This window comes from Aurantimonas coralicida DSM 14790, assembly GCF_000421645.1.
Taxonomy (GTDB): domain Bacteria; phylum Pseudomonadota; class Alphaproteobacteria; order Rhizobiales; family Rhizobiaceae; genus Aurantimonas; species Aurantimonas coralicida.
The window spans coordinates 809,141-832,507 of the sequence record NZ_ATXK01000002.1 but is presented as its reverse complement, the minus strand read 5'-3'; the positions used below and the strand labels follow the sequence as shown (position 1 = coordinate 832,507).

At 61.9% G+C, this 23,367-nt stretch carries 9 protein-coding genes and 1 pseudogene; all 10 read right to left on the bottom strand.

Annotated features, from left to right (window positions below):
* Nucleotides 1-75 precede the first annotated feature (75 nt).
* On the bottom strand, nucleotides 76-1,176 hold the full coding sequence (locus H536_RS0108515) for a hypothetical protein (protein ID WP_024350066.1): 1,101 nt from the start codon (nucleotides 1,174-1,176) through the stop codon (nucleotides 76-78).
* A 123-nt stretch (nucleotides 1,177-1,299) separates the two neighbouring features.
* On the bottom strand, nucleotides 1,300-2,895 hold the full coding sequence (locus tag H536_RS0108505) for a beta strand repeat-containing protein (RefSeq protein WP_024350065.1): 1,596 nt from the start codon (nucleotides 2,893-2,895) through the stop codon (nucleotides 1,300-1,302).
* A gap of 1,134 nt (nucleotides 2,896-4,029) precedes the next feature.
* Entirely contained in the window at nucleotides 4,030-4,794 is a 765-nt protein-coding gene (locus H536_RS0108500; RefSeq protein ID WP_162142652.1) for a response regulator transcription factor, read from the bottom strand.
* Nucleotides 4,795-4,910: 116 nt separating this feature from the next.
* Nucleotides 4,911-5,960 carry a CsgG/HfaB family protein gene (locus H536_RS0108495; protein ID WP_162142651.1) on the bottom strand — a complete coding sequence of 350 codons (1,050 nt, stop codon included), beginning with the start codon at nucleotides 5,958-5,960 and terminating at the stop codon, nucleotides 4,911-4,913.
* A 207-nt stretch (nucleotides 5,961-6,167) separates the two neighbouring features.
* A complete protein-coding gene (locus tag H536_RS0108490) occupies nucleotides 6,168-6,647 on the bottom strand; it encodes a curli assembly protein CsgF (RefSeq protein WP_024350062.1) in 480 nt (159 codons plus the stop codon).
* Nucleotides 6,648-7,442: 795 nt separating this feature from the next.
* A pseudogene (locus H536_RS23680) lies at nucleotides 7,443-7,565 on the bottom strand (IS630 family transposase); the annotation flags it as partial.
* Between the two features lie 431 nt (nucleotides 7,566-7,996).
* Nucleotides 7,997-9,319 carry an HlyD family type I secretion periplasmic adaptor subunit gene (locus H536_RS0108485; RefSeq protein WP_051141534.1) on the bottom strand — a complete coding sequence of 441 codons (1,323 nt, stop codon included), beginning with the start codon at nucleotides 9,317-9,319 and terminating at the stop codon, nucleotides 7,997-7,999.
* 48 nt (nucleotides 9,320-9,367) lie between these two features.
* A complete protein-coding gene (locus H536_RS23185; protein WP_024350060.1) occupies nucleotides 9,368-11,788 on the bottom strand; it encodes a calcium-binding protein in 2,421 nt (806 codons plus the stop codon).
* Between the two features lie 12 nt (nucleotides 11,789-11,800).
* Complete coding sequence (locus tag H536_RS0108475) at nucleotides 11,801-13,570, bottom strand: type I secretion system permease/ATPase (protein WP_024350059.1); 1,770 nt, start codon at nucleotides 13,568-13,570, stop codon at nucleotides 11,801-11,803.
* A 76-nt stretch (nucleotides 13,571-13,646) separates the two neighbouring features.
* Entirely contained in the window at nucleotides 13,647-22,796 is a 9,150-nt protein-coding gene (locus tag H536_RS0108470; RefSeq protein WP_024350058.1) for a peroxidase family protein, read from the bottom strand.
* Nucleotides 22,797-23,367: the final 571 nt, after the last annotated feature.

Genomic DNA, 23,367 nt, shown 5'->3' with positions numbered 1-23,367 from the left:
CGAGGCACTGCCGCAGCGCGCTGGTGAAACGGGTCAAGGGGACGAGGGGCAGCCTGAAGGCCGCCCCCCGGCTGATCACTGCCTCACGCCGAGGGTGTTGCCGGATCCGACCTGCGAGAAGGTCGCGGTGTTCGAGACCCCGTCCTGGTTGACGACGGCCTGGTTGCCGTCGCCCGCGATGCTGCCCGTGGCGCGGTTGCCGCGATTGGCCTGGTTGACCGAGAAGCGGTTGGAGTCGCCATCGACGTCGAGCGAGACGAGCTGGTTCGAGCCGAACTGCTGGATCAGCCCCGGACGCTGGAAGCCGTAGGCCGCCGAGCGGGCGTCGCCGGAGAAGCCGCCAAGGCCGTTGCTGTTGTTGAGGTCGCCAGTGATGGTGACATCCGCGATGATCCCGGCGCCGCCCTGGTTGAAGACCAGCGCGTTGCTGTCGCCGGCGATGGTGGCGGTTGCCACCGCGCCGTTTGCCTGACGCGCCAGGAGCTGGTTCGAGTCGCCGACCACGGAAGCGACGAGCGAGGTATTGCCGCCCGTCTGGCGCACGGCGAACTGGTTCGAGTTGCCGTCAGCACGATAGTTGAAGTTGTTGTTCGCGCCGCTCTGCGAGACCGAGGCGAGCTGCAGTCCGTTCTGCGCGGCGAATTCGGCGGCCAAGCTGAACCGCTGGAAGCCGCCGACGCCGTTGGAGGAGCCGTCCTGGACGATGGTCATGAAGTTCTGCGGGCCGGCGGCGGTCATCGTCTGCGAGATCGTGTCGACGACATTGCCGGTCCCGCCGGTCTGGGAGACCGATGCGACGTTCGTCGAGGTCGAGTTGGTCGTGAAGTTCGCGGTCTGCTGCACGTTCAGCACTGCATTGCCGTTCGATCCGGCGAACTGGATGATCGTCAGCTTGTTCTTGGTGCCGGTCTGGTCGACGCCGAGCGTGCCCGTTCCGACCTGGCTGGTGGACCCGAGCTGCTTGATCGACAGCATGTTGCCGCTGCCGGCCTGCGTTGCGTTCTGCGCGACCGGCGCAAGACCGACCTGGTTGCCCGACCCGCTCTGCTGGATGAGAGCGGTATTGTCCGTGCCCGACTGCAGGGTGAAGGCGTCGTTGTCGTCGGCGAACGCGCTGCCGGCGCCGAGGGCGAGGATGGACGCCGAGAGCAGCGTCGCCTTGAGGGACTTCTTCATGATCGGCTCCTTCGACGAGGGGCTTGGCCTGGCCGCCTTCGGCGGGGTGAGGCACGGCCGCAACGCCGGCTATGAAATGGGATGAGGCAAGGAAGGGGCGGCTGAGCCGCCCCTTCGCGGGACTTACTGGCTGACGCCGAGGACGTTGCCCGAGCCGGTCTGGCTGAAGGTCGCGCTGTTGCCGTTGCCGGCCTGAACGACCGCGGCCTGGTTGCCCGTGCTGATGCCGGTTCCGGCACCGCCGTTGCCGTTGATCGAGCCGTCGATCATGTTGTCATCGCCGATCTGGGAGAAGGCGAAGACGTTGCCGTTCGAGGCTCCGGCGTCACCGACACTCATGGTGATGTCGTTGCCCGCGCCGGTCTGGATCAGGTTGCCGGCGGTTAGGCCGAGCGAGCCGGCATCGTTACCGCCGAAGGCGCCGACGTTGTTGAAGCTGCCCCAGAGGGTGACGGTCGCCTCGTTGCGCTCGCCGAAGAACGAGCCGGTCTGGTCGATGTTCAGCTGGTTGCTGTTGCCGGCGGTGAGCGAGACGGTGGCGGTGTTGTTGCCGCCGAACAACGACGACGTCTGCTGGACCGTGAACGTGTTGTCCGAGCCGTTGTTGATGGTCACCGTGGCGTCGTTCGTCCGGCCGAAGCTGCCAATCGGGCCGTCCTGGCTGATGCCCACCTGGTTGCCGTTGGAAACCCCGTTGATCGAGACGCTGGCGTCGTTGCCGAAATCGAACTGCTCGATGCCGACATTGTTGGCGAGGCCGGCGATCGTGGAGAGGCTTACGGCATTCTCGGTACCGATCTGACGGATGCCGAGCTGGTTGTTCGTGCCGGCGAGGGTGATGCCGGTCGCCGCGTTGTCGGAGCCGCTCTGGGTGACGCCGAACTGGGCGCCCGTGCCGGAGACGAGCATGCCGATCGCGTTGCCTTCGCCGGTCTGCGACAGGGTGCTCGCGGTCGCCCCGGAGGCGGCGGCCTGGCCGGAGAGTCCGCCGCCGCCATTGCCGTCACCGGACATGTCGATGGTCAGCGTGTTCTTGCTGCCGAGACGGTCGCTGCGCTGGCTGACCGAGGCGAGGATGTTGCCTTCGCCCGACTGCGTGACGGTCGCCTCATTGCCAGGACGGGTCGTGACCGGGATACCGAAGACGGTGCCGGGAACCTCGGTCTGCGAGAACGAGGTGACCAGGTTGCCGCCGCCATCCTGGGTGATCGAACCCTCGTTGTTCCGACCAGTCTGGCTGGCGGTGGTCACGGTGTTCAGGGTCGCACCCTGCACGATCGTCAGGACGTTGGTGCCGCTGGTGCCGCGACCCGCCTGCTGGACGTTGCTGATGGTGTTGTCCGTGCCGGTCTGGGTGAGAGTCGCATCGTTCCGGCCGACGGTCTGGTCGACGCCGGCGGTGCCGGTGCCGATCTCGTTGCCCGAACCGGCCTGGTTGACGTCGAGGACGTTCGACGCGCCCGTCTGGGTCATGGCATTGCCGTCAACGCCGGCGATGTTGCCGCCCACACCGGACTGCCGGATGTCGGCGTCGTTGGTGGTGCCGTTCTGAAGAAGAAACGCTTCGTTGTCGGCGCTACCCGACTGGTTGACGGCAGCGGTGTTGCCCTGCTGGATCTGCTCGACGTCGGCGGTGTTTCCATTCGACTGGGCGTGAGCGGCGCCAGCCATCATGCCCATGGCCGTCGCGGCCAGAAGTACGCTCTTCAGGTTCGTCATGTGTCACCCCTATTCCCCCGCCCGGCATCACGCCGCAGCGTCGTTGACCTTGCTTGTTGACCGGGGCCTCCCAGGCCTTCCGGGTCTGTCCGAGACACGTCTGCCGCCGCGGCGTCGGCCACTGACGCGGCCAGGGTGGGAGAGACCGGCATCGCGGCGGACCGCAGGCAAGCCGAAGGCATTCGCAGGAATCTCCCCCTGCGTCGAACCGTCGGCGTTTCTTCGGTCTTTCTCTCCACTCCCTCGCCGCTGCTTCAGGATCTCTGTCTTTTCCATCCCTTTAACGGCTTGCTAACCCTTTAGAGGATTTGCCGACCAAGGGTCAATCACGGAACGTCGAGTGAGCCATTTTACCCCTTGGTAACGTTAAGGGTGTGCACGTTCGGAGTGGCAGACCCCATCGCCGACGTCGGCCACGGACGCTTTGAGCGGCGTTAATGCGTCCGTAATAAACCATTAATAACAGATGGATAGCGCGCCTCCATTCGCCTCGAGGTTGCCCCATGGCTGAGTGACTTAGCCGGATGGATTAAGGTTTGAGCCGTTCGACTAGGCCGAATGGCCGGCGACAAGAAGGGCAGGGATAACGGCCAGGTCGTTCAACGCAGTAGTACGGCCTCGAAGCTTGGCGCGGGGCTTTTCAACGAAGTGTCGTGTGGAAGACCGCCTTTGCATCCCATCCCGGATCAATTTCAAGAATTTCCTGAGGTTCTTGTGATGGGATTGGGTTCTGCATGATACCAGTCACGGCGAATTCTTCCGGCTTGCTATGCGGCCCAATTTGCCGTTGCGCCTCAACTCACGGTGTGCACACGGATGACGCCCCACGAGGATTCAGCGATCGCTGCGGCGCGCTGCGGCGGCGACCGAACAAGCTCCGTGCTAAGGAAATGATGGCTACCCGAAGCACTGCGGGTCAGGTCCGGGTGCCAGACGCGATCCGGGGGACGGGCGCACGAGGCGGCGAACCCGTCGGCTTCTTGCCGGGTGTGGCTGCGGATGGCGTCGTTGGCGAAACGGTGATCGGCTCTCCGCCGGCGCCTGAGAGCTCCGGTGGCCCGCCCGTCGGCGCGACCTGCCACCACGCGATGGCCGGGTGCTCGCCAGATACCGAGACCTGGCGCGCGAGCACCGCTAATCCTGTCCGACGTTGGAACCTTCGGGATCGGCGTCGGACCCCAGGCGCCGGTCAGGCCTCGCCGCGCCGTCCACTCCATTCGTCTCGTCGCGATCACCGCGATGCTGCCACGGCGCATCGCCACTCGTCCAGCCGACCGCGCCGGCGCGCACCAGCGCCTCCGTCCGGTTGCGCGCGCCATGCAGACGCAGAAGTCCCGCCACATGCGCCTTCACGGCGCCTTCGGAAAGGCCGAGCGAGCGGGCAATTTGCTTGTTGGAGGCGCCTTTGGCGAGGTGGTTCCACACCTCCTCTTGGCGCGCCGTCAGGGAAACGCGCTGCGGATCGGGGCGCTCGCCGGCCCGCACCCGTGGCAGCAGCGACAGGATCGTCGGCGGCAGATAGAATCCGCCGGCGAGGATGAGGTTCAGGGCCTGGATCATCAGGCGCGGCGAAGAATCCTTGGGAATGAACCCTGCGGCCCCGTCATCCAGCGCAGCACGGATCATTGCGGGCTCGTCCTTGCCCGACACGACCGCGACGGGTGCCCCGCCCGTGCGGCGGCGAATATTGCCGATCTCCGACCCGTGTTCCAGGCCGCCAAGAAGATGGTCGACGAGGATCAGGTCGTAGCTGCCGGCTGACAACAACTCCCAGAGTTCGTCGGCAGTGGCAGCCTCGTGGACTTCGACGACATCCGCCAGCTCCTGCAGGAGATAGCGCAAACCTGCCCGGAACAGCGCGTGCCCGTCCGCCACCACCAGTTTCAATGGCGTCGCCAACCCAGGATGAGACATCCTGTCCTGAGCTCCCGTTTTCGCCGAGACCTGAGCCAAGCGTTGCGCGACGGGTGGGGCACAGGACAACGGAGGGGAGGCTGATCCATTCACCGGCCGGTTCAGCCGACGTTGGCTGCGACCCGTGCCGGGTTCGCCTCGCTCGGTTCCCTCGATCCGACCGCGTCTTCGTCAGGAGCCGGTGCAGGCGGCAATTGCCGCGGTGCCTGTTCCTCGATCTGGCGCTGGATCGGCGCATTGCTCGGAACACCGGGCAACTGCCGCAGATTCTGCTGCGCAGGCGGCTGCGTTACCACGCGCGGCGCGGCTGCCGGCGAGCTCGCCGGACGGGCAGAGCGCTGGGAAACGCGCACCGGGGCCGCCGGGACCGTCTGCACGGAATCGGCGGCAGCCTCGGTCGCGGGACGCGGCAGGGTCTGGGCCGCCGCAGTCAGCTGTTCGCCGTACTCCTGCGCCTTGTAGGCCTCGACATAGGCGCGGCCGGCCGCCGGATCGCTGAACTCCCAGATCGAGAGATCGGCGCCCTCGACGATGAGCCCCTCGACGGCCTTCTCGATCGCCGACTGGACCGCGATCTGCTTCGGCTCGTTGTAGGTGACGCCGGCCTCGGCCATGAAGAGCTCGTCGATCTTCACGTAGCGGAAGGCGCCGCCTTGGAGGGCATAGGATGCGACCGCCTTGCGGACCGTCACCGTGGTCAGGACCTCGCCGGTCTTCGTCGACACGGCCCGGAGCGTCACGGTCACGACGTCGTGGATGTATTTGGTGTCGGCGCTGATCCCGAGGAAGCCGGCGCCCACGCCACCCGTCATGATGTTGGTGTCGTAGCCGATGATGCCGCCCTCGATGATGATGTTGGCATGCAGAAGCGGCGGAACCACTTTCGGATCGAGCTGCGTCTCGTTACGGTACAGCCGGCGCATCTCCGTGATGATCTGGCGCTCCTTCAGGAGGTTATCCAGCTCGGCGCGCTCCAGCACGGTGAACCAGCGCCGCTCGCCGGCGTCCTGCAATGCCTGGATCAGCATCGAGGCGCCACCCTGCGTCACCGCGCGCGATAGCGACTGGACGTTTTCCCGTTCCTTGAACTGGCCGGTCAGATCCTCATAGCCATAGACCGCGACGACGGTCTTCTGCCTCGGTGGTGGCACGCGACGGAGATCGTCGTTGGGCCGCGACACCGGTGCGATCACGGGCGGCGTATCTGTGAACGCCTCCTGGGTCACGCAGCCGGAAAGCGAAGCTAGGGCGACGATCATCACTGCCAGCCGCGGGCCGCCCCGCGTGCAGATACAACTCAACATGGTTTCCCCTCAGGCATGCACGACCGGGTTCTGACGAACAGGGCCCCCTGCAGATCAATTTAGGCTTGACGTGACGAGTTGCGGAACGACGATGTCCGTCACTGTGCCGTCCGCGCCGTTCACGATGGTCAAACGGATCGAATCCAGCGTCCGCGAGAAGGTAACGCTCGTGTCGCCGAAGGTTACGGTGCCGCTGTCCTGCGGGTTCTCGCCGAAGATCGCCTCGGTGACCTGCGAGGCGAGCGCCGAGAGTAGCCGCCCCTGAAGTTGGCTGACGAAGAGATCAGCCTGGCTGTTGCCCACTCCTCCGCCGCCGCCGCCGCCGATGCCGCCCCCCGACAGGCCATCGTCGGCATCACTCGCCGTCGCGTCACGCTGAGCGTTGGCAATCGCGAAAAGGTGCGAGGAATTGAGCGGATTGCCGCCAAACGACGGGTTCACCGGCGTGTAGACGAGATCGCCGGCTGTCGCCGTATTTGACGCAGCAGCGAAAATCAGCACTGCCCAGCAAACGACGCCAATCTTCCTCACCATAATCTTCCCTCTCAGCCAAAAACTGCTCCGCATGCTCCCTGAGCATCCGACCCCTAGGTCACCTAGCATGCTGCAACATTAAAGAGGGAGTCCATAATCAGGCATTATGCCGACGTTGGGGCATTTTCGTCACACATGATGAACGCGTTCGCAGAGAATGGGTATACCGTCTGACATCGTAGGGCCGGATATTTCGCCGAGGCAAACGCCCCTTTGGGCGCCGGTCGCGGCCTACGCTCACGCCCCCACGCAGCCTGTCATTAACGTTTCATTAATAGCCGATAGCGATGCCACGTCCGAGCAGTTTTAAGAAGCGTTAAAGTAACGCTTTCGATTAATTCGCGTCAAACTATATGCACCCCTCTTTGAACCCCACCCATTAAACAAATCATCGGCCATATGACGCCTACAGATGATCTGCCGGGCTTGGGCGGCTTCGGATTGCGATTGCTGGTGACGCCGAGGATGCTGCGTCGATCGGACCGGGCGATCGCTCAACTCGGCACTGGAAGCATGAAATGGAGCGCTCCAACATGACGAACACCGAGTAATTTGGCTTTGTGGCGGGATAGGTTCACGAGCGACGCGTCGTTGCCATCCTCTCACTTCGGGGGCGGCGGCCATTGGGAATTCGATTCGACGCCTCGCAGTGTTAGAGGAAGTGCAAAGTTGAACGGATGACGAAGCAGACGCGGCCTCAGTCGGTGCTATGGCCACCCATGCTTGCTTGCGCATAACAATCTGTATAACAGTCAAAAAATAACGCGCGGTAAGTGATTGATTATCCTACTCTTGGATCGACCGGATCGCCGTCGATATGCCGATCCCAAACCGGGCGGCCGCCTGGCTTGCAGACATTCCGTCCGACGACGCGTTCAGTACTCGTGACCGTAGATCCTCGCTCAATGCTCTGGCCATCTTCCACCTCCATCGAAGCGGGATCTGAATCAGACGCCGCTCTGCCCGTCACTTCACATTCGATTCATCGATCGAAGGAAGTACCCTAGTGTACCTTTCGACAGGCGGCTACATTGACACGGCCGGATGGCCTTATTGACGTGATCAGAATTCTTCTTGAGAACTCGATGCGTCGTTTCAGATCAGATTCCCTCTGGGCTAGATCCTGTGCCTCGTTGAGAGTTATCATCAGCACTTTTATATCTGAAACGGACAGAATTGCAATCAATTCCCGTTTTCTTGACAATACAGATCCCATAATTTCTCTGGCGCCCGAGCGTTGATTGATTTATACAAGCCGCAGTCATCGTTTTTTTACACTGAATTTCGCATCCATGCGCAAGAAGACCGACTTCGATCTATCCGCACAGACGATGCCTTTCACGACCCTTCTACTCTTCTCGGAACGAGCGCATCATCTGGTCGGTAAATGGCTTGACCAGATAGGATAGTGCCGAGCGTTCGCCGGTTTTGAGGAACACCTCAACGGGCATACCTGGAACGAGGATCTGCTTGCCGAGGCCCCGATCCTCGTCGGTAATGGCGATAGCGGAAAGGTAGTAGGTCTGTCCGCTGGCTGGATCGAGTGTCGCCGCGGCACCGACGATGTCAACTCTGCCGTCGATCTCGGGCGTAGTGCGCTGGTTGAAGGCGGAGAAGCGCAGCTTTACGTCTTGGCCCACGCTAACCTGGTCAATGTCGATCGGCGACAGCCTGGCTTCCACGACGAGTTCCTCGCCTTCCGGCACGATCCCCATCACTGTCTCGCCTGGCGAGATGACGCCATCGACCGTGTGTACCTTCAGATCGTTGACGAACCCAGCAATTGGTGCGCGCAAATCCATTCGCGAGAGGCGATCACGGGCAGCCACGATCCGTTCAGACAATTCGGCCACGCGGGCGTCGACGTCTCTGAGTTCGCGCTGCGCGTCAGTTCGGGTCTGTTGATCCAATTCAATGATTTTCATTCGGGCTTCGCTGATTTGCCCTTTGACCCGTGCAATGTTCGCTTCGATCTCCCCCTTCAAACCGTCGATCTTTGCAAGATCACGTTCCATAGTGCGGGTCCGGGTACTCTCGACCAGCTTCCGCTTTACCAGTGGAGCCAGACGGGCCAGATCCTCAGCAATCATCTGGCGCTCCAAGGCGTTGGATTCCCGTTGCGATTCCAGCCCCCGGACTTGCTCGCCGTACTGCTCAATCTGGGACTGCAACTGATCGCGCTGGGCGTCGCGGGTGGCTCGGTTGTCACTGAACAACCGGCGCTCGCCCTCTGCGATTGCAGCTGTCACAGCGGCCGTTTCGAAGAGCTGGTCGAACAGGACATCATCAGCTCCGTCGCGTTCGGCGCGCAACCGTGCTTGCCGGCCGATCAGTTCCGACAACTGGGAGGAGATCACGCCGAGCTCTGCTTTGGTCTGGGTCTCGTCGAGCCTGATCAGGACTTCGCCGGCTTCAACCACGTCGCCATTCGCCACGAGGATCGCCCCGACAATCCCGCCGTCGCGATGCTGAATCTGCTTGACCTGCTTCTTCACCGTGACCTTGCCTTGGGCAATAATCGCTCCGGAGAGGCTGGCTTGGGCCGCCCAGCCACCGCATCCCACGATCAGGGCAGTCGCCAGCAGGCCTGACGTGATAATCCGCGAGCGAATGCCGAAGCGCTGTCCGGCCTGCGTCGCCTCGCTTTCCTGGGCCTTTTGCGTGCCACTCATCTCATGCTCCTCCAAGGATTATTGCGTCGGCGATCGCGGCTGTCGGCTTCAACCGTCGTCGCGGCCAGCCAGGATAAAATCCTGTTCGGTCAGCAAATGCCGACCATGCAGGACGAGCTCGAATTCCATCTCGGAATCTTCGTCGAGATTACCGCCCACAATGGTGATGTCCTGGTCGCCGGTCTCGTCGGAGATAAGCTGGTGACGATAGGTCACTGCGCCGATCTCCGCGGTCGTCGACGAAGCGGCGCCGGCAAAGAACAGCTTTTGCGCAGCGAAGTCGTCGAGGTCCCGACCGAGACGCGACAGGTCGATACGGTCGCCAACCGAGAAGTCCTGGATATGGTCGCGAGGCCCGCCCTCGTTGGTCAAGGCGTCAAGGGAGCGGAACACGAAGATGTCGTTACCCGCACCGCCGACCATGATGTTGACCTCATCGTCGGCAACGAGCCGATCATTTCCACGACCGCCGCGGATGTTCTCGATCTCGAAGAGACGAGCCTCGCGGGTGCCGTCGATCGTCACCCATCCATCAGGCAAGTCGATCGTCGCGTCGAAGATGATTTGGGATAAGTCCAGCGTGTCGTTGCCGCCACCGCCATAGACGGTGTCGATGGCGCCATCGGCGACAAGAATGATGCAATCGTCCCCGGCGCTGCCCTCGAGGATGTCGACGCCGGCACCATCGAATAGCATGTCGTCGCCGTCGCCGCCGACGAGGTGATCGTTTCCGTCGCCGCCATCGAGCGTGTCGTTGCCTGCGGCGCCATGAAGAACGTCGTCGCCGTCATCGCCGTGAAGGACGTCGTCGCCCTCGCCTCCGTCGATTGCGTCGTTGCCGGCACCGCCATGCAGCACGTCGTTGCCACTCGCGCCGAACATTGTGTCGTCGCCGTCGTCGCCATGGAGGACGTCGTCGCCCTCGCCTCCATCGAGTGCGTCATTGCCGCCACCACCATGCAACTCGTCATCGCCGGTGCCGCCGAAGAGCTGGTCACTACCATCATCGCCTTGAAGGACGTCGTCATCGGCACCGCCGAGAATGATATCGGCGCCCACACCACCGATGAGGACGTCGGCTCCAGCCCCGCCCTCGATATGATCGTCGCCGTCGCCCCCATGGATGACGTCAACGCCGTCTTCGCCAAAGAGCCGATCGTTTCCGACGCCGCCGTCGATGTAGTCGTTGCCGTCTCCCCCGTGGGCTTCGTCGTTGCCGTCGCCACCGAAGATGATGTCGTTGCCGGCATCGCCATAAAGAAGGTCGTCGCCCTGTTCGCCAAACAGCGTGTCATCGCCCTCGCCGCCGAACAGGATGTCATTGCCGCGGCCGCCCCATAGAATGTCGTTGCCGGCGCCTCCGACCAGCCGATCGTTACCGTCGCCGCCATAAAGGATATCGTCGCTCTCGCGGCCGTAGATCATGTCGTTGCCGCCGCGGCCATCGATCAGGTCAGCATAGGGCGTGCCGATCAGCATATCGTCGCCATCGGTGCCGACGATCGCTTCGGTTTCCGGCAGACGGATTTCCAGATGCGCTGTCTGCATGACGACTTCGTCGCCGTCGCTGACCTGGTAACGGAAGACCACCGCTCCGGTCTCGTCGATTGCAGGCGTGTAAAGCCAACGGTCAAGACCGATACGCTCCAGCCTGCCGCCATCCGCCTCCAGATAACGCACGATCAGCGTGTCGCCGTCGGGGTCGCTCGCGCCGTGAAGCAGTTCACCCATGGTGATGATCACCGACAGGTTAAGCAGCCCGTTGTCGAGATAGACCGGGCCGGAGAGAACCGGACGACGGTTTGTCTTCGTCGGCGCCGGGTCATCGTCATCTTCGTCGCCGGGTGTTGTTTGATCCGGGTCCGGATCGAGAGCGCCGGGGTCTTCGTGATCGCCAGGGCCAGGTCCGTCGGGTTGACCGCTCATGGGCGGTAGGCTCACGACGGGTTGGTTATCATTGGCTGTCGGCAGCGACGAATTTGTCCCCGTCGGATTGCCCGATCCCAACGGTCTGGAACCGACATTTGCACCAGTCGTATCGGCGGGTGCCATCTTCGTCGCTCGTTCAAAGGCGGCCTGAGAGGGGCCGTCCCCCGCTTGCGCGAACGCAAACTCCGACACGTCAAAGGCAGGCAGCGGCCTGCCCTTGGCTATGGCATCGAGGTAGTCCGAGATCCGGACAACCTTATCCAGAGCAGCCGCATCGGCTGCTTCGATGGGGGCAGCCGTCGTCGCCTGAACGTCCGGGGTCTGGTTCGGCTGCGGTGAGGACTTCTGGTTGCCGGGAGCTTCCTTCTCCTCATCATCGTCCTGGAAGATCTGTTTGAGTATGCCCGCGAAGGCCACGACGAAGAGTGGCAGCACGGCCAGGGAGTTCACTCGCGAAGCGTTGTCCTTGATCTCGAAACGCTTCTTCGGCGCATTGGCCGCGTCCTGGTCCGGTATACCGAGTGTCAGCCTGTCTTCCATCGCCGCCACCTCCTAGACCTTGGATGCCGCAGCGACCGCAGCGGATGCATATGCCTTGCCGGCAGCTGTCATCGGCCGCGTCGCCTGACGAACCGGCTCGCGCAGGATCTCCTCCTTCGGGCCGAAGCCGACAAGCTTGCCCGCCTGGATCACCCCGACCATGTCGACGGCAGCCAGAGCACTGGGACGGTGCGCAACGACGATGGCGATACCACCGCGAGCACGCAGGTTGGTCAGCGCCTCGGTCAGAGCCGCTTCGCCTTCGGCATCCAGATTGGAATTTGGCTCGTCCAGAACCACCAGGAAGGGATCGCCGTAGAGAGCCCGTGCCAGACCAATGCGCTGGCGCTGTCCAGCAGACAGCGCGATACCATGCGGTCCCAGCTCAGTCTGATAACCGCCTTCCAGTCTCACGATCATCTCGTGGACCCCTGCCGCCCGCGCCGCGTGGACGATCTTGCGGGCATCGGCCTCCGGATCGAAGCGGCCAATGTTCTCGGCAATCGAACCGTCGAGCAGCGACACGTCCTGCGGCAGATAGCCAATATGGATACCAAGCCTGTCCGTCCGCCATTGACCGAGCTCAGCGTCGTCGAGCCTGACGCTGCCTCGCAGCAGCGGCCAGACCCCGACGATGCCTTTGGCGAGCGATGTCTTGCCGCCGCCGCTGGGCCCGATCAGACCCAGCGCCTGTCCGGCCTTGAGCTCGAAGCTGACATCGCTGAGCAGTACAGTGCCGGTGCTGGGAGCGACCACGGTTGCATTCTCAAGCTTCAGGGACTGGGTTGGGGCCGGCAGGTCGAGGAGACGGGAATCGTCATCCATGGCCGCCAGCGTTTCCTTCAGTCTCGCAAAGCTGCGACGGGCGGCAACGACGCCTTTCCAGTTGCCGATAGCCAGGTCCACCGGCGCCAGAGCCCGGGCGGAAGCTACCGAGCAGGCGATGATCGCACCAGCTGTGAGCTCGCCCTGGATCGTCAGATACGCGCCAAGGCCCAGAAGCGCCGATTGCAGCATCATGCGCAGCACTTTCGACAGGCCACTGAACGAGCCGCTGATGTCGCTGGTCTGGGTCTGCAGATCGAGATGGCGGGCATTGGCCTCCTCGAACCGTGCAACAGCCCGACCGCCAAAGCCCATTGCTCGCAGGATATCGGCGTTGCGAGCATGGGAATCGGCAAGGTTGGCGCGCTGCACCGCGGCACGGTTCATCTCCGTGCTGCTGCGTTTGGTCAGGACCTCGGTGATGACGGTCAACGCGATGAGAACGATGGCACCGCCGATGGTCAAGAGACCCAGCATCGGATGCAGCAGGTAGACGAAACCGATGAACAGCGGCATCCACGGCAGATCAAACAGTGCGATCGGTGCCTGGCTGGCAACGAAGCCGCGTACCGTATCAACGTCGCGACCGCGCTCCAGCGCCTCTGACGTCGAGTACCCGTAGCGCGGCATCTCGATCACGACCTGGTGGGTGATCGGAGCCAGCCTGGCGTCCATGCGAGCACCAAACCGCACCAGAATTTGGGAACGCAGCACGTCGAACATGCCCTGGAAGAGATACAGGCCAATCGCCAGGACCGACAACGCCACCAGCGTTGGAACGCTGCCGCTGGTCAGTGCACGATCGTAGATCTGCAGCATGTAGAAGGCACCGGTCAGGGCGAGGACATTGATCACCCCCGAGAGGAGGAGCAGGAAGATTGCCAGACCGCGATAGTTGCCGATGCGCTCCGACATGGTCGTCGGATTGGGGCGCTGGCGGCGTCGTTGAGTGCCCATGAGAGCCGTCCCCTTGAATGGAAGCGATGATCGGAAAGCTGAGGTGGCGGGAGCTGACGCCCCCGCCGAGCGCTCATCAGGCGACGCCGATGAAGTCCGACTGGGTCAGGTGACGACCCGCGACATCGAGGGTGAAGTCGGCCCCGGCTCCATCGGACACATTGCCTTGGATCCGGGTGAGGGCTTCCCCGTCATCCCCCGTCAGATGCGTGACAAGCACCTGGCCGGCGCCGGTGAGCGACGTTGTAGCTAGGGTGAAGCCACCTGGACTTGCCATGCCGCTCAGATCGATCTTGTCACCACTAGCGAAGCCGTTGATCCAATCACCATCGGCATCGGCCGCCGTTCGGAAGACGAAGGTGTCGTTACCGCCACCGCCATCCATGACGTTCACCACCGAGCTGGCGATGATCTCGTCATTGCCCGCACCGCCGATGACGTTCTCGAACCCGAAGATGGCGTCGTAACCGCTCTGGCTGCTGAAGACGCTGCCATGCTGCATCGTGCCGTTGCCAAGATCGACCTTTAGATTTGCCGTGATCGCGGCATAGTCCAGCGTATCGTTGCCCGCATCGCCCCAGTAGATGTCGTCGCCGTCACCCTGGCGGGCAATGAAGCGGTCGTTGCCCGCCCCGCCATAGACCGTGTCGGAGCCGCCACCGCCTTCCAGCATGTCGTCGCCGTCGTCGCCGAACATCCGGTCGTCGCCAGCATCGCCGAAGATCATGTCGTTGCCGGCACCGCCGAGCAGGACATCTTCGCCAGCGCCGCCGAAGATCATGTCGCGGCCGGCGTCTCCCTTGATCAGGTCGCTGCCCGCTCCGCCCATCAGCGTGTCGTCGCCGAGGCCGCCAAGGAGAATGTCGTCGCCGTCGCCGCCGCTGAAGACGTCGGCCTCGGCACTGCCCATCATCACGTCCGCCGCTGCCGTCCCCGTCAGCACCAGACCTGCCACAACCGACGGCACCGGTGGGGGTGTCGGCGTATCGTCATCGTCGTCGACCGTGTCACCGTCGTCGTCGCCGCCGACCGTATCGTCGTCGTCGACCGTGTCGTCGTCATCGACGGTGTCGTCATCGTCGACGGTGTCATCATCGTCGACGGTGTCATCGTCATCGTCGTTGTCCTCCACGGCGTTGTCGTCGGTATCGTCTTCGTCGTCGGTCCGGAACATGTGCTCCGGCAGGTCAGTCATGCCGGTATTTCGGGCGACGATGTCGGCAAACTCTTGGCCGTCGATGAAGTTCTCATAGAAATCAAAGTCGTCGAAGCGCGAGATGTAGTAGAAGCGATCCGCATCTTGCAGGCGCTCGAACTGCTCGCTTAGCACCACCCAGAAGGTCTGGCCGACGATGCCGTCATTGATGTGCTTCTCGGCAAGGCCACCGACCCAGAAGTCGACGCGGTCGATCCCCTTCACGATGCCTGTGCCGTCCGACTGCAAAGCGATGGCGATGTCCGGATTGATCGCCTTGAACGCGTCGAAGTCCTCCGCCGCGAGCACCAGGTCCGGATAGGCTTCCATGAACTGCGCGATGACGGCATTGCTGAGCCCGTTTCGCGTCTGGAAATCCGCCCAGGACGTGTAGGCCGAAAGATCGCCACCGGCAAAGCCCACCGCCTCGCTGACATAAGGATCGGTCGACGCGGCCAGATCCATCCGGATCTGGTTGAGCGTGCCGAGACCGACGTCCCAGCCTCGGGCCACGTTGAAAGCGAACAGATCAGCACTGATGCGAACCAGGTCGTTGCGGACCGCGTCAACGATGTTGAAGTCCACGTCCTCGGAGGGCTGGCGAACCTGCCCACCGACTATGGCGCTGACGCCATGCTGGGCATATCCCGGCTGCGGAACGTATCCCGGAGGCAGCGGCCCGTTGAACACGCCCGCGGCATTGCTCGGGTTGAGGAAGGCATCGAACAGGTTGACCTCGACCGGATTCCCGTCGGCGTCGATCACCGTCAGCTTCTGCCCGATCAACGAGTGGCCGAAGCGGAAGGCCGCGGCAGCGAACTCGTGTGAGATCGCAGCATTCGCATTGGGGTCGTATTCCTCGAAGCCGTGTGTGCCCTCACTGCGCAGCCCGCCCAGCAGCGTCTCGAGATACTCGTCGAACACCACCCGCTGGTACTCGGCCTCGTTGATCATTTTTGCGGCTTGGAAGACTTCTTCAGGCGTTCCTTCGAAGCCGGCGGCCAGCAGACCATCCACGTGATGATTGTGGTTACGGGCCCAGATCGTGTGGATGGCCGTCAGCCCGTAATTCTCGTTCGCCCGTCCGTCGCCTGCCACGTAATGGTCAAGCACGTTGATGAAGGGGTTGGCGTCTAGCAGCAGTGGGTGGCCGGACCCCATAAAGTTCGAGATCACCTTGCTGACAACCCCCGGATCGAAGGCTCCTGCCTCGTCATTGAAGAGCGTTCCGGTGGTTTCCGCGTCGATCGCGTAGTTGGTGTAGTAGGCCCGGAAGCCGATCTGGCCGCCCGGCAAGCCGGGGTCGGTGAAGATCGTATCTGCGTACCAATGATGCTGGATCAGCTCGCGCAGCGTCGGCAGCAGGTTGAATTCCGGATTCGACGGATCCGGCGCACCCGAGAACAGCCGCATGCCGTGGCCCTGATTGCCATCGCTTTCGCGGAGGAACTGGCCGACCAGACTGTTCGAGCCATAGGCTTGGTTCTGGTCGACATAGGGAGACGTCTGGTTCTTGTGCAGCGGATTGCCGTCGGCGTCGAAGCCGATGACCGTGCCGCGCGTCAGGTCCGCCGGATTGCCGGAGAACGGGTCGCCGCCGCCGGGGCCGCCGATCGCGATCGTGCCGTTGCCGCCCTTGGGCAGGAAGTCCAACCCATGATCGATGTACTGGCCCATTGACATGAAGAAGATGTTGGCGTCGTTTCCGGCCTTCGGCAGGCCCGCCTCCTGGTCACCGAGGATGTTGGAGATGGTGCGCGGGTCGAGCCCCTGGAAGATCGGGTTGATCGCCCGGTTGCCGTCCGTATCCGGGGCGCCGTAATGCGAGTTGGTGATGCGGATGAAGGACTGGTCGGCAGCGCCCCAGCCGGCGTTGGCTTCGTTGTTGTTGTAGCCGCTGAGTTCGCGGAAACCCGTCGGCACTCCATCGTCACCAGTCTGTCCAGGCTGCAGCCCGTTGACCAGGGCCTTGAGGCCGGCAATGTCGCTCTGCGAGTACTCGAAGGCGCCGGAGACGCCCTCGTCATTAACCAAGCGCGGCTGGGTGTCCTGGATGACAGGCGTGCCGGCAGTAGCGAAGGTGATCGAGTTTGTGCCGTCAGAGTAAGTGGTAGTGCCGTCGCCATTGTCGCTCGGCACATAGTCGGCGAGCTTGGTGCCGGGCGTCAGCTCGATCACATCTTGTGGACGCAGCGTGCCGACGATCGTGTCGTCGCCGCCGTTGGAGCGGAAGACGATGCGGTGCGCGGACAGCAGACCTGAGATGTCGACGGTGTCGTTGCCAGCGCCGCCATTGATGGTGATCGTGCTGGTCGACAGGCTGGTGCCGGCGAACGTTCCGTTGGTCGTGAACGTATCGCCGCCGCCGTGACCATTGATCACGATCTCCTCGATGTTGTTGAGTTCGGCGACGACCGAAGTAGTGTCGGTCCCGTTGCGCGTGATGACGATCTCGGTGTTCCCATTGATCTGACTGGTCAGATTTCCGCCGATCGCGAGCCACGCGTCGCGTGAATGTATCGTATACTGCTCGGCAGTCCCGTCCCCTGCGATGTGGACCGTATCCGTCGTTCCCGCGATGTTTGCAGCTGCAGTGTCGCCGTTGATGATGTCGCGCCCGTCGCCGACACGCCACAGGAAGGTGTCGTTGCCGGCATTGCCGTTGAGCGTGTCGTTGCCGGCGCCACCGACGAGGATGTCGTTGCCCACACCACCGTTGATGCTATCGGTGCCGGCCCAGCCGAAAACGATCTGGGAGCCGGCTGCGCCATTGACGCCATTGAGGTTCGTGTTGTTGGCGGCGGTGCCTTGGACGAACGTGTAATTGGTGCCGGCGAAACGGAGCGTCTCAATGCTGTTGAGCGTATCGACGCCCTCCGCCCCGGTCAGATCCGTCACGATGATGTTGGCACCGGACTGGGCAAAGTTGAAGTTGCCCACATCGCCCGCAAAGACCGCCGTGTCGGTGCCCCCGCCGCCGTTAAGCGTGTCGTTGCCCGCGCCGCCGTTCAGCGTGTCGTTGCCGCCATCGCCGGAAAGGATGTCGTTGCCGGCGTTGCCGTTCAGTGTGTCGTTGCCGCCGATGAAACCCAGGAACGGGCTGACGCCGTCAGCGATGTCGTCGCCTGCCGTGCCGTTGAAGGTGTTGTTGCCGAGGGCGATGCCATCCCAGTTCGCGCCGGTCGGTCCGGTCGGCTGCGAGAACAGGGTTTCCACGGTTCCGCCACCATCTGTAAAAGTGACCGCCACCCGGAGCTGAAGGCCGAGTTGAGCCCCAGCCAAGATCGAGGGGAGATCCTGAGGGGTGAATGCAGCGGCAGTGGCGCCTGCAATGTTCGTCCAGGTCGTGCCGTTCGCGGATTGTTGCCATTGATAGGAGAACGCGCCAAGTCCGTCCGGGTCAATTATTGAGGCAAGGTTGGTGACGGACAGCGACTGCCCCTCGGTCGGCGTCAGGTCGCTAACCCCAAGCGCGCCAGTCGCCGGTGCGTTGACGTTGATTTCAACGTCCGAAAAGCGAAGCCGCTCGATATTGCGCAGTGTGTCGGTGCCATCCGAGACGAGGTTGCGTCCGGTCAGCGGATCGATGGCGCCAACGGTCACGGCGTTCTGCGTGACCGTTACAGTGCCGTCGTCATTATACGCAATCGTGTAATTTGCGCGCACGTCGTTGAAGACCGCGACATCAACATCGCCGACGCCATTATCCACAATGATCTCACGAACGATGTGCATTTGGCTGGGCACTATTGTCCGGGAAATCATCAGCTCGAACAGGCTCTTGCCGACCCAGCTCGGATCACCGGCATCCAGAGCCGTGAACACGTGTCTCAGGCTATCAACTGAGGCTATCTGGTTAGCTGCGGTGTCCTCGGTTCCCTGCCCGCTTTGATCTTTTCCGGTGATGCGGATGCGCACGTTCAGCCAGGCATCGCCGTCCAGGACGTCATCACCACCATTCCCTTGGAGGAGATCGCTGCCACCGCCGCCAAGGAGAATGTTGCCACCGTCAAAAGCGATCTGCGCTTCGCGATCTCCTGGCAAGGCATCATCGATCAGATTGCCTAGCAAGTTCCGCAACCCGTCGATCCTATCGACACCGGCTTGGGTGAGTTCGTCTTGGAAGAAAACGCCTTCGGCGGTGCCGACAGTCGTGGCGCCGTCCAGATTCCGGACACGGTCGTCGCCGCGCAGAATATCGTCATGGTTCCAGCCCGAAAGCGCTTCGACCTTGTCGAAACGATTGCGCAGAATGTCGGCCTGCTCCGTCGTGAAGATCGGCACGCGTAGATCGGCATTCGCCCCGAAGGAAACACCCTTGAAGATTGACCAGTCGAAGCCGAACATGCCCTCGTTGCGCATGACGCTTTCGCCCTGGACCATGATGTCGTCGCCGGATTCGGCGTCGAAATCATGTTCGTCATTGCCGGCGAACATTACGTCGTGGCCTTTGATGGCAGAGTTGAAGAACAACTCCGAATTATCGCCGGCCGTGGTGTCGAAGCCGCCGCCTCCCTCAATCCAGTCGTCACCTTCATTGCCGAGCAGGAAGTCGGCATCGTCCCCACCGAGGATGAAATCGTCTCCTTCACCGCCAAACACTTCGGTCGCATCGACGCCGACGAAGAACACGTCCTTGCCGGAACCGCCCATCAAAATGTCGAGTCCGTTCGAGTTGGCGATGACGTCGTCGCCTTCGTCACCCTTCAAGAAGTCACCCGAGTCACCGGAGTCGGTGATGATGTCGTTGCCCGCACCGCCATTGACGAGATCAACGCCAGCACCAGCCTCAATGCGGTCGTCGCCCGCGTCGCCCCAGATGGCATCGTCACCGAAGTCGGCGATAATGGTGTCGTTGCCGTTTGTGCCCCCTATGACCGTGTGCTCGCCGCCAAAGACGCGGATGTAGTTTTGAGTGACTTGTCCGGTCGGATCGACACGTACGACCTTGCCGAGACCCATGGCCTCCAGGAACGGATCGTTACCAGTAGGATCCCTCCCGGACGCACTAAGGTTATCTGGATCATAGTCGACCTGATTGAGGACGTTGACCTCGAGGACGTGATCATAGGTGGCAAAGGCATCAATACCGATATGGCGCGACACGATATCGTCGGCGGTTCCGCGGATGCCGTCCGCGCCGGGATCGGCGAGGTCCGTGTTGGCCAAGATCATCTTGGCGAAGGCGTTCTGCTCCAGCGCGTTCAGCATGTTCTGACCCTGAGTTCGGGTCAGGTAGTAGAACCGATCGCCATCCTGCAGGTTCTCGAGTTGCAGCTCGAAGATCGCATTGAAGGTCGAGCCGAGCATGCCGCCGAAGGGCATTTTCTTTTCGGCGAGGCCGCCGATCCAGAGATCCACCAGGTTGAGCCCGGTCTCACGCCCCGCCCAATCCTTAAGGGGATCGGTGTCGCCGCCGTAGTCTGTTCCGGTTAGGAAGGCGATCCGATCGACAGGAACCGAATTGTCGCCATTCTGGTCGAGACCGAACACCAGTTCCATCGCCGCATCCCGCTTGGCCTCAAGCGTCGTCGCAGTGGTGATGGACTGATGCATGCCATAGGCAGCAATGAAGTTCACGATCGAAGCCGGGTTCTTGAGGTTCGCCGCGAAATCGGCCCAGTGGTCGTAGGGCTTGAGGAAACTCGAGCCACTGGCCGCATAGAGTTGTCCGCGGGCGTCGTTCAGCGTCGGGACGCCGGTATCGCGGCCTCGGGCAATATTGATCGCTGCCAAGTCGAGCGGCAGGCCCAGCAGGCTGTTTCGCAGTGCGCCGACGACGAACTCGTCGATCTCGTTGCCCCGTTCGATAGTCATGCCCCGCACGATAGCGCCAGCCCCGACATCGGCATGGACGGTCCCGTCCAGGTCGAAGGCGACCGGATTAAGGAATGAAGCAATCAGACCCATGTCATCCGCTGAGCCGTCCGCGAACAGCCGCGGCATGCTCTCGGTCAGCATGGAATGACCGAACCGATAGACCGTGTTAGCGAACTCAGAGAAGATCGCCGGGTCGACATCGGTGACCGAGTTGAAGACGAATACGTCGATATTTGGCTGGATCTTGCGGGCGAACTCCTCAAACACGAGATGCTGGTACTGCATCTCCGTGGCGAAGCGAGCCGCTTGGAACAGACGCTCGCCGTCCCAGTCTCCGCTATGGAACAAAGCGTTTTCGGCGAGGTAGGCACCCTTGTTGGGCGCCGTAGCGTAGCCAGCGTTAAAAGCCGCGAGGGTCACACCGTCGATGTCGCCGGCGAACCACTCGTTCACGAAGGCAAGATCGCCGCTTTGCAGAATCGTCAGCTTCTGCGAATCGACCTGACGATTGTGTTCCGAGTGGAAAATGTGATGAACTGCGGTGAGGCCGATATTCTCGTTGCCGCGACCGTCTCCGGTGATGAAGTGGCGGTCGAGCAGCTCGTTGTCGTATTCCAGGTTTCGACCGTTTTGCGGATTGAAAGCGACAGCATTGCCCGTATCGCCGTCCCCGTCGGGAACCAATACACCGTTGACGATGACGGGAACTGCGTTGTGCGCAATGTCATCCAGGAAAGCATGATTTGTGCGAACCGGACCCATGCCGCTATTCAAGGCGGCAATGTTCAACGGGCTAACACTGGTGCCGCTGACGACAACATCATCAAGGGTGTTCGGTATGCCATCCGGACCGATATTGACGATGACTTGCGCATAGCCCGTCGTCGGATTCGGAATGAAATTGCCATAAGGGTCGGTGCGCAGCAACGGGACGTTGAACACGTCGGCGTCCGTCAATTGGATGCCAAGCATACTCGCCGCCTGCACTTTGATGTCGGACCAAGTTGGTAGCCCCCCATTGGCGCCGTCCAGAAGATTGCCGGTTGAAACTGTTCGGCCGCCGACGGTCTGGTACTCGCGTAGGAAGACCTGGTGTGACGAATGCGACGTGTAGGTCTGGTTCTGGTCGACAAATGGCGTCGTTGTGTTGACCTGTGTACCGTCCACGTTTGTGGCTCGCGTCAGCACCATGAAGTTGGCGTGGCCGTCGTCGGCCGTTCCGGCGATCCCATCCGCGCCCTTGTCGAAGAGCGGATCGTCGTGCTGCAACGGAACATAGATTGTGCCGTTGCCGCCCTTAGTGATGAGGTCGAGACCGTGGTCAAAGAACTGGCCAAAGAACGTCATCCAAGCGTTGAACGGCGCCGAAAGGCCTTCGTCAGCAGCGACGTTGGGGATAACCAGCGAGCCGTTGGTCACTTCCAGCCCTAGCTCGGCAGCCACCGCCAGGAACGCCGCGGCCGGGTCCTCAGCGACAGCGGTCGCATGTTCGAGCGCCGCTTCGGCGAAAGTTACCGCTTCAGCCGCGACCTGGATAGCGTCGATACTGTCTGGATTTCCGGCAACATAGGCATTCACGGCCTCGTCTAGCGCAAGGTACGCCGCTGCCAGTGCATCATCCGCCATGATGACCGCAGCATCCGCCGCTTCTGGTGTCACGCGAGCTTCAATCAATCGCTGCAGGTCGCCCATGACGTCTTCGGAGCCAGCGAACGTCAATGCCGCGATAATTGCGGCTGGATTGCCAAACGACTGGTCTACCACCAGATTTGAGATAATGCGTGGATCGGCATCGGCGACGCTGCCGCTGTTGTTGTAGTTGGTATTCGTAACGCTTGGCGCGGGACCGAAGGGACCGTCAGGGTCGAAACTGTCGCCATCGGCATCATTGTTATAGCGTGGGATCAGGAGGCGCGGCATCGGCTGGTCGGCTGCGCCCCAACTTTCGCGACCGGGCAAGATGTTGTTGCTGCTTCCATCCACGGTACGCAAGCCGACTGGCACATGCGGATCCGGAATAGCCTTGGGAGTTGCAGGATCGCCGAGATATACGCCGGTGTCAGCGTGATACTCGAGACGATCGGAAATCAGGTTGCCTTCCGGTGTCACGCGAAGTTCCGTGAGCGGGATACCGGCCGCGTGAGCTTCCGCCACTTTGATCTGATAGAGGATAAACGAGAGATCAGCTTGATTGATTGTGAAAGCGGCCATGGTTCCAACTCCCGATACGCGGCTGATGCACGCGCGATCAAAGCAAAATATTGACGGGACAGCCAAGAGCATAAACCTATGCTTTGGGCCTGCACGTTATAGGAAATAAGAAAAAACACCTGCGAGCATCTTCTATGCTCTTGGCGGGCGCACACTTTGGTAAAGCGGATTTTCTACTCCGCCGCGCCGACCTTTCGCAATATTCTTCCTGCTCTAAACTCAGCGATATGGAAGAAGGTCCGACGATTTTCATCTACTTTGGTCGCGAGAATCAGAGACCAAAGTATGGATAAAAATCAGACTTTGGTCCGATAGCGCATATGACCGGTGGGTGGGCTTGCCTGCAACCTGTATTGTGGATGCCTCGATGCAACGCGATAAGCGTCAGGGACTCGCCGCCTGCCTAATTCGAGCGGCTACCGACGAGGACTTCTTCGGGGACATAATACCGCTCGACTGAAAGCCCGGTCGGGACCAGCGATGGTAGCGAGTTGGGGGTGCACACTATCGCGATTTCGGGCCGTTTGCGGTCTGACAGCTGGACGCCTCCGGAAACTGGCGGATTTCGTGC

Excerpts from the sequence above, each read along its gene's own strand:
- H536_RS0108515 (WP_024350066.1), bottom strand. The coding sequence starts at position 1,176 with ATGAAGAAGTCCCTCAAGGCGACGCTGCTCTCGGCGTCCATCCTCGCC.
- H536_RS0108505 (WP_024350065.1), bottom strand. The coding sequence starts at position 2,895 with ATGACGAACCTGAAGAGCGTACTTCTGGCCGCGACGGCCATGGGCATG.
- H536_RS0108490 (WP_024350062.1), bottom strand. The coding sequence starts at position 6,647 with ATGGTGAGGAAGATTGGCGTCGTTTGCTGGGCAGTGCTGATTTTCGCT.
- H536_RS0108485 (WP_051141534.1), bottom strand. The coding sequence starts at position 9,319 with ATGAGTGGCACGCAAAAGGCCCAGGAAAGCGAGGCGACGCAGGCCGGA.
- H536_RS23185 (WP_024350060.1), bottom strand. The coding sequence starts at position 11,788 with ATGGAAGACAGGCTGACACTCGGTATACCGGACCAGGACGCGGCCAAT.
- H536_RS0108475 (WP_024350059.1), bottom strand. The coding sequence starts at position 13,570 with ATGGGCACTCAACGACGCCGCCAGCGCCCCAATCCGACGACCATGTCG.
- H536_RS0108470 (WP_024350058.1), bottom strand. The coding sequence starts at position 22,796 with ATGGCCGCTTTCACAATCAATCAAGCTGATCTCTCGTTTATCCTCTAT.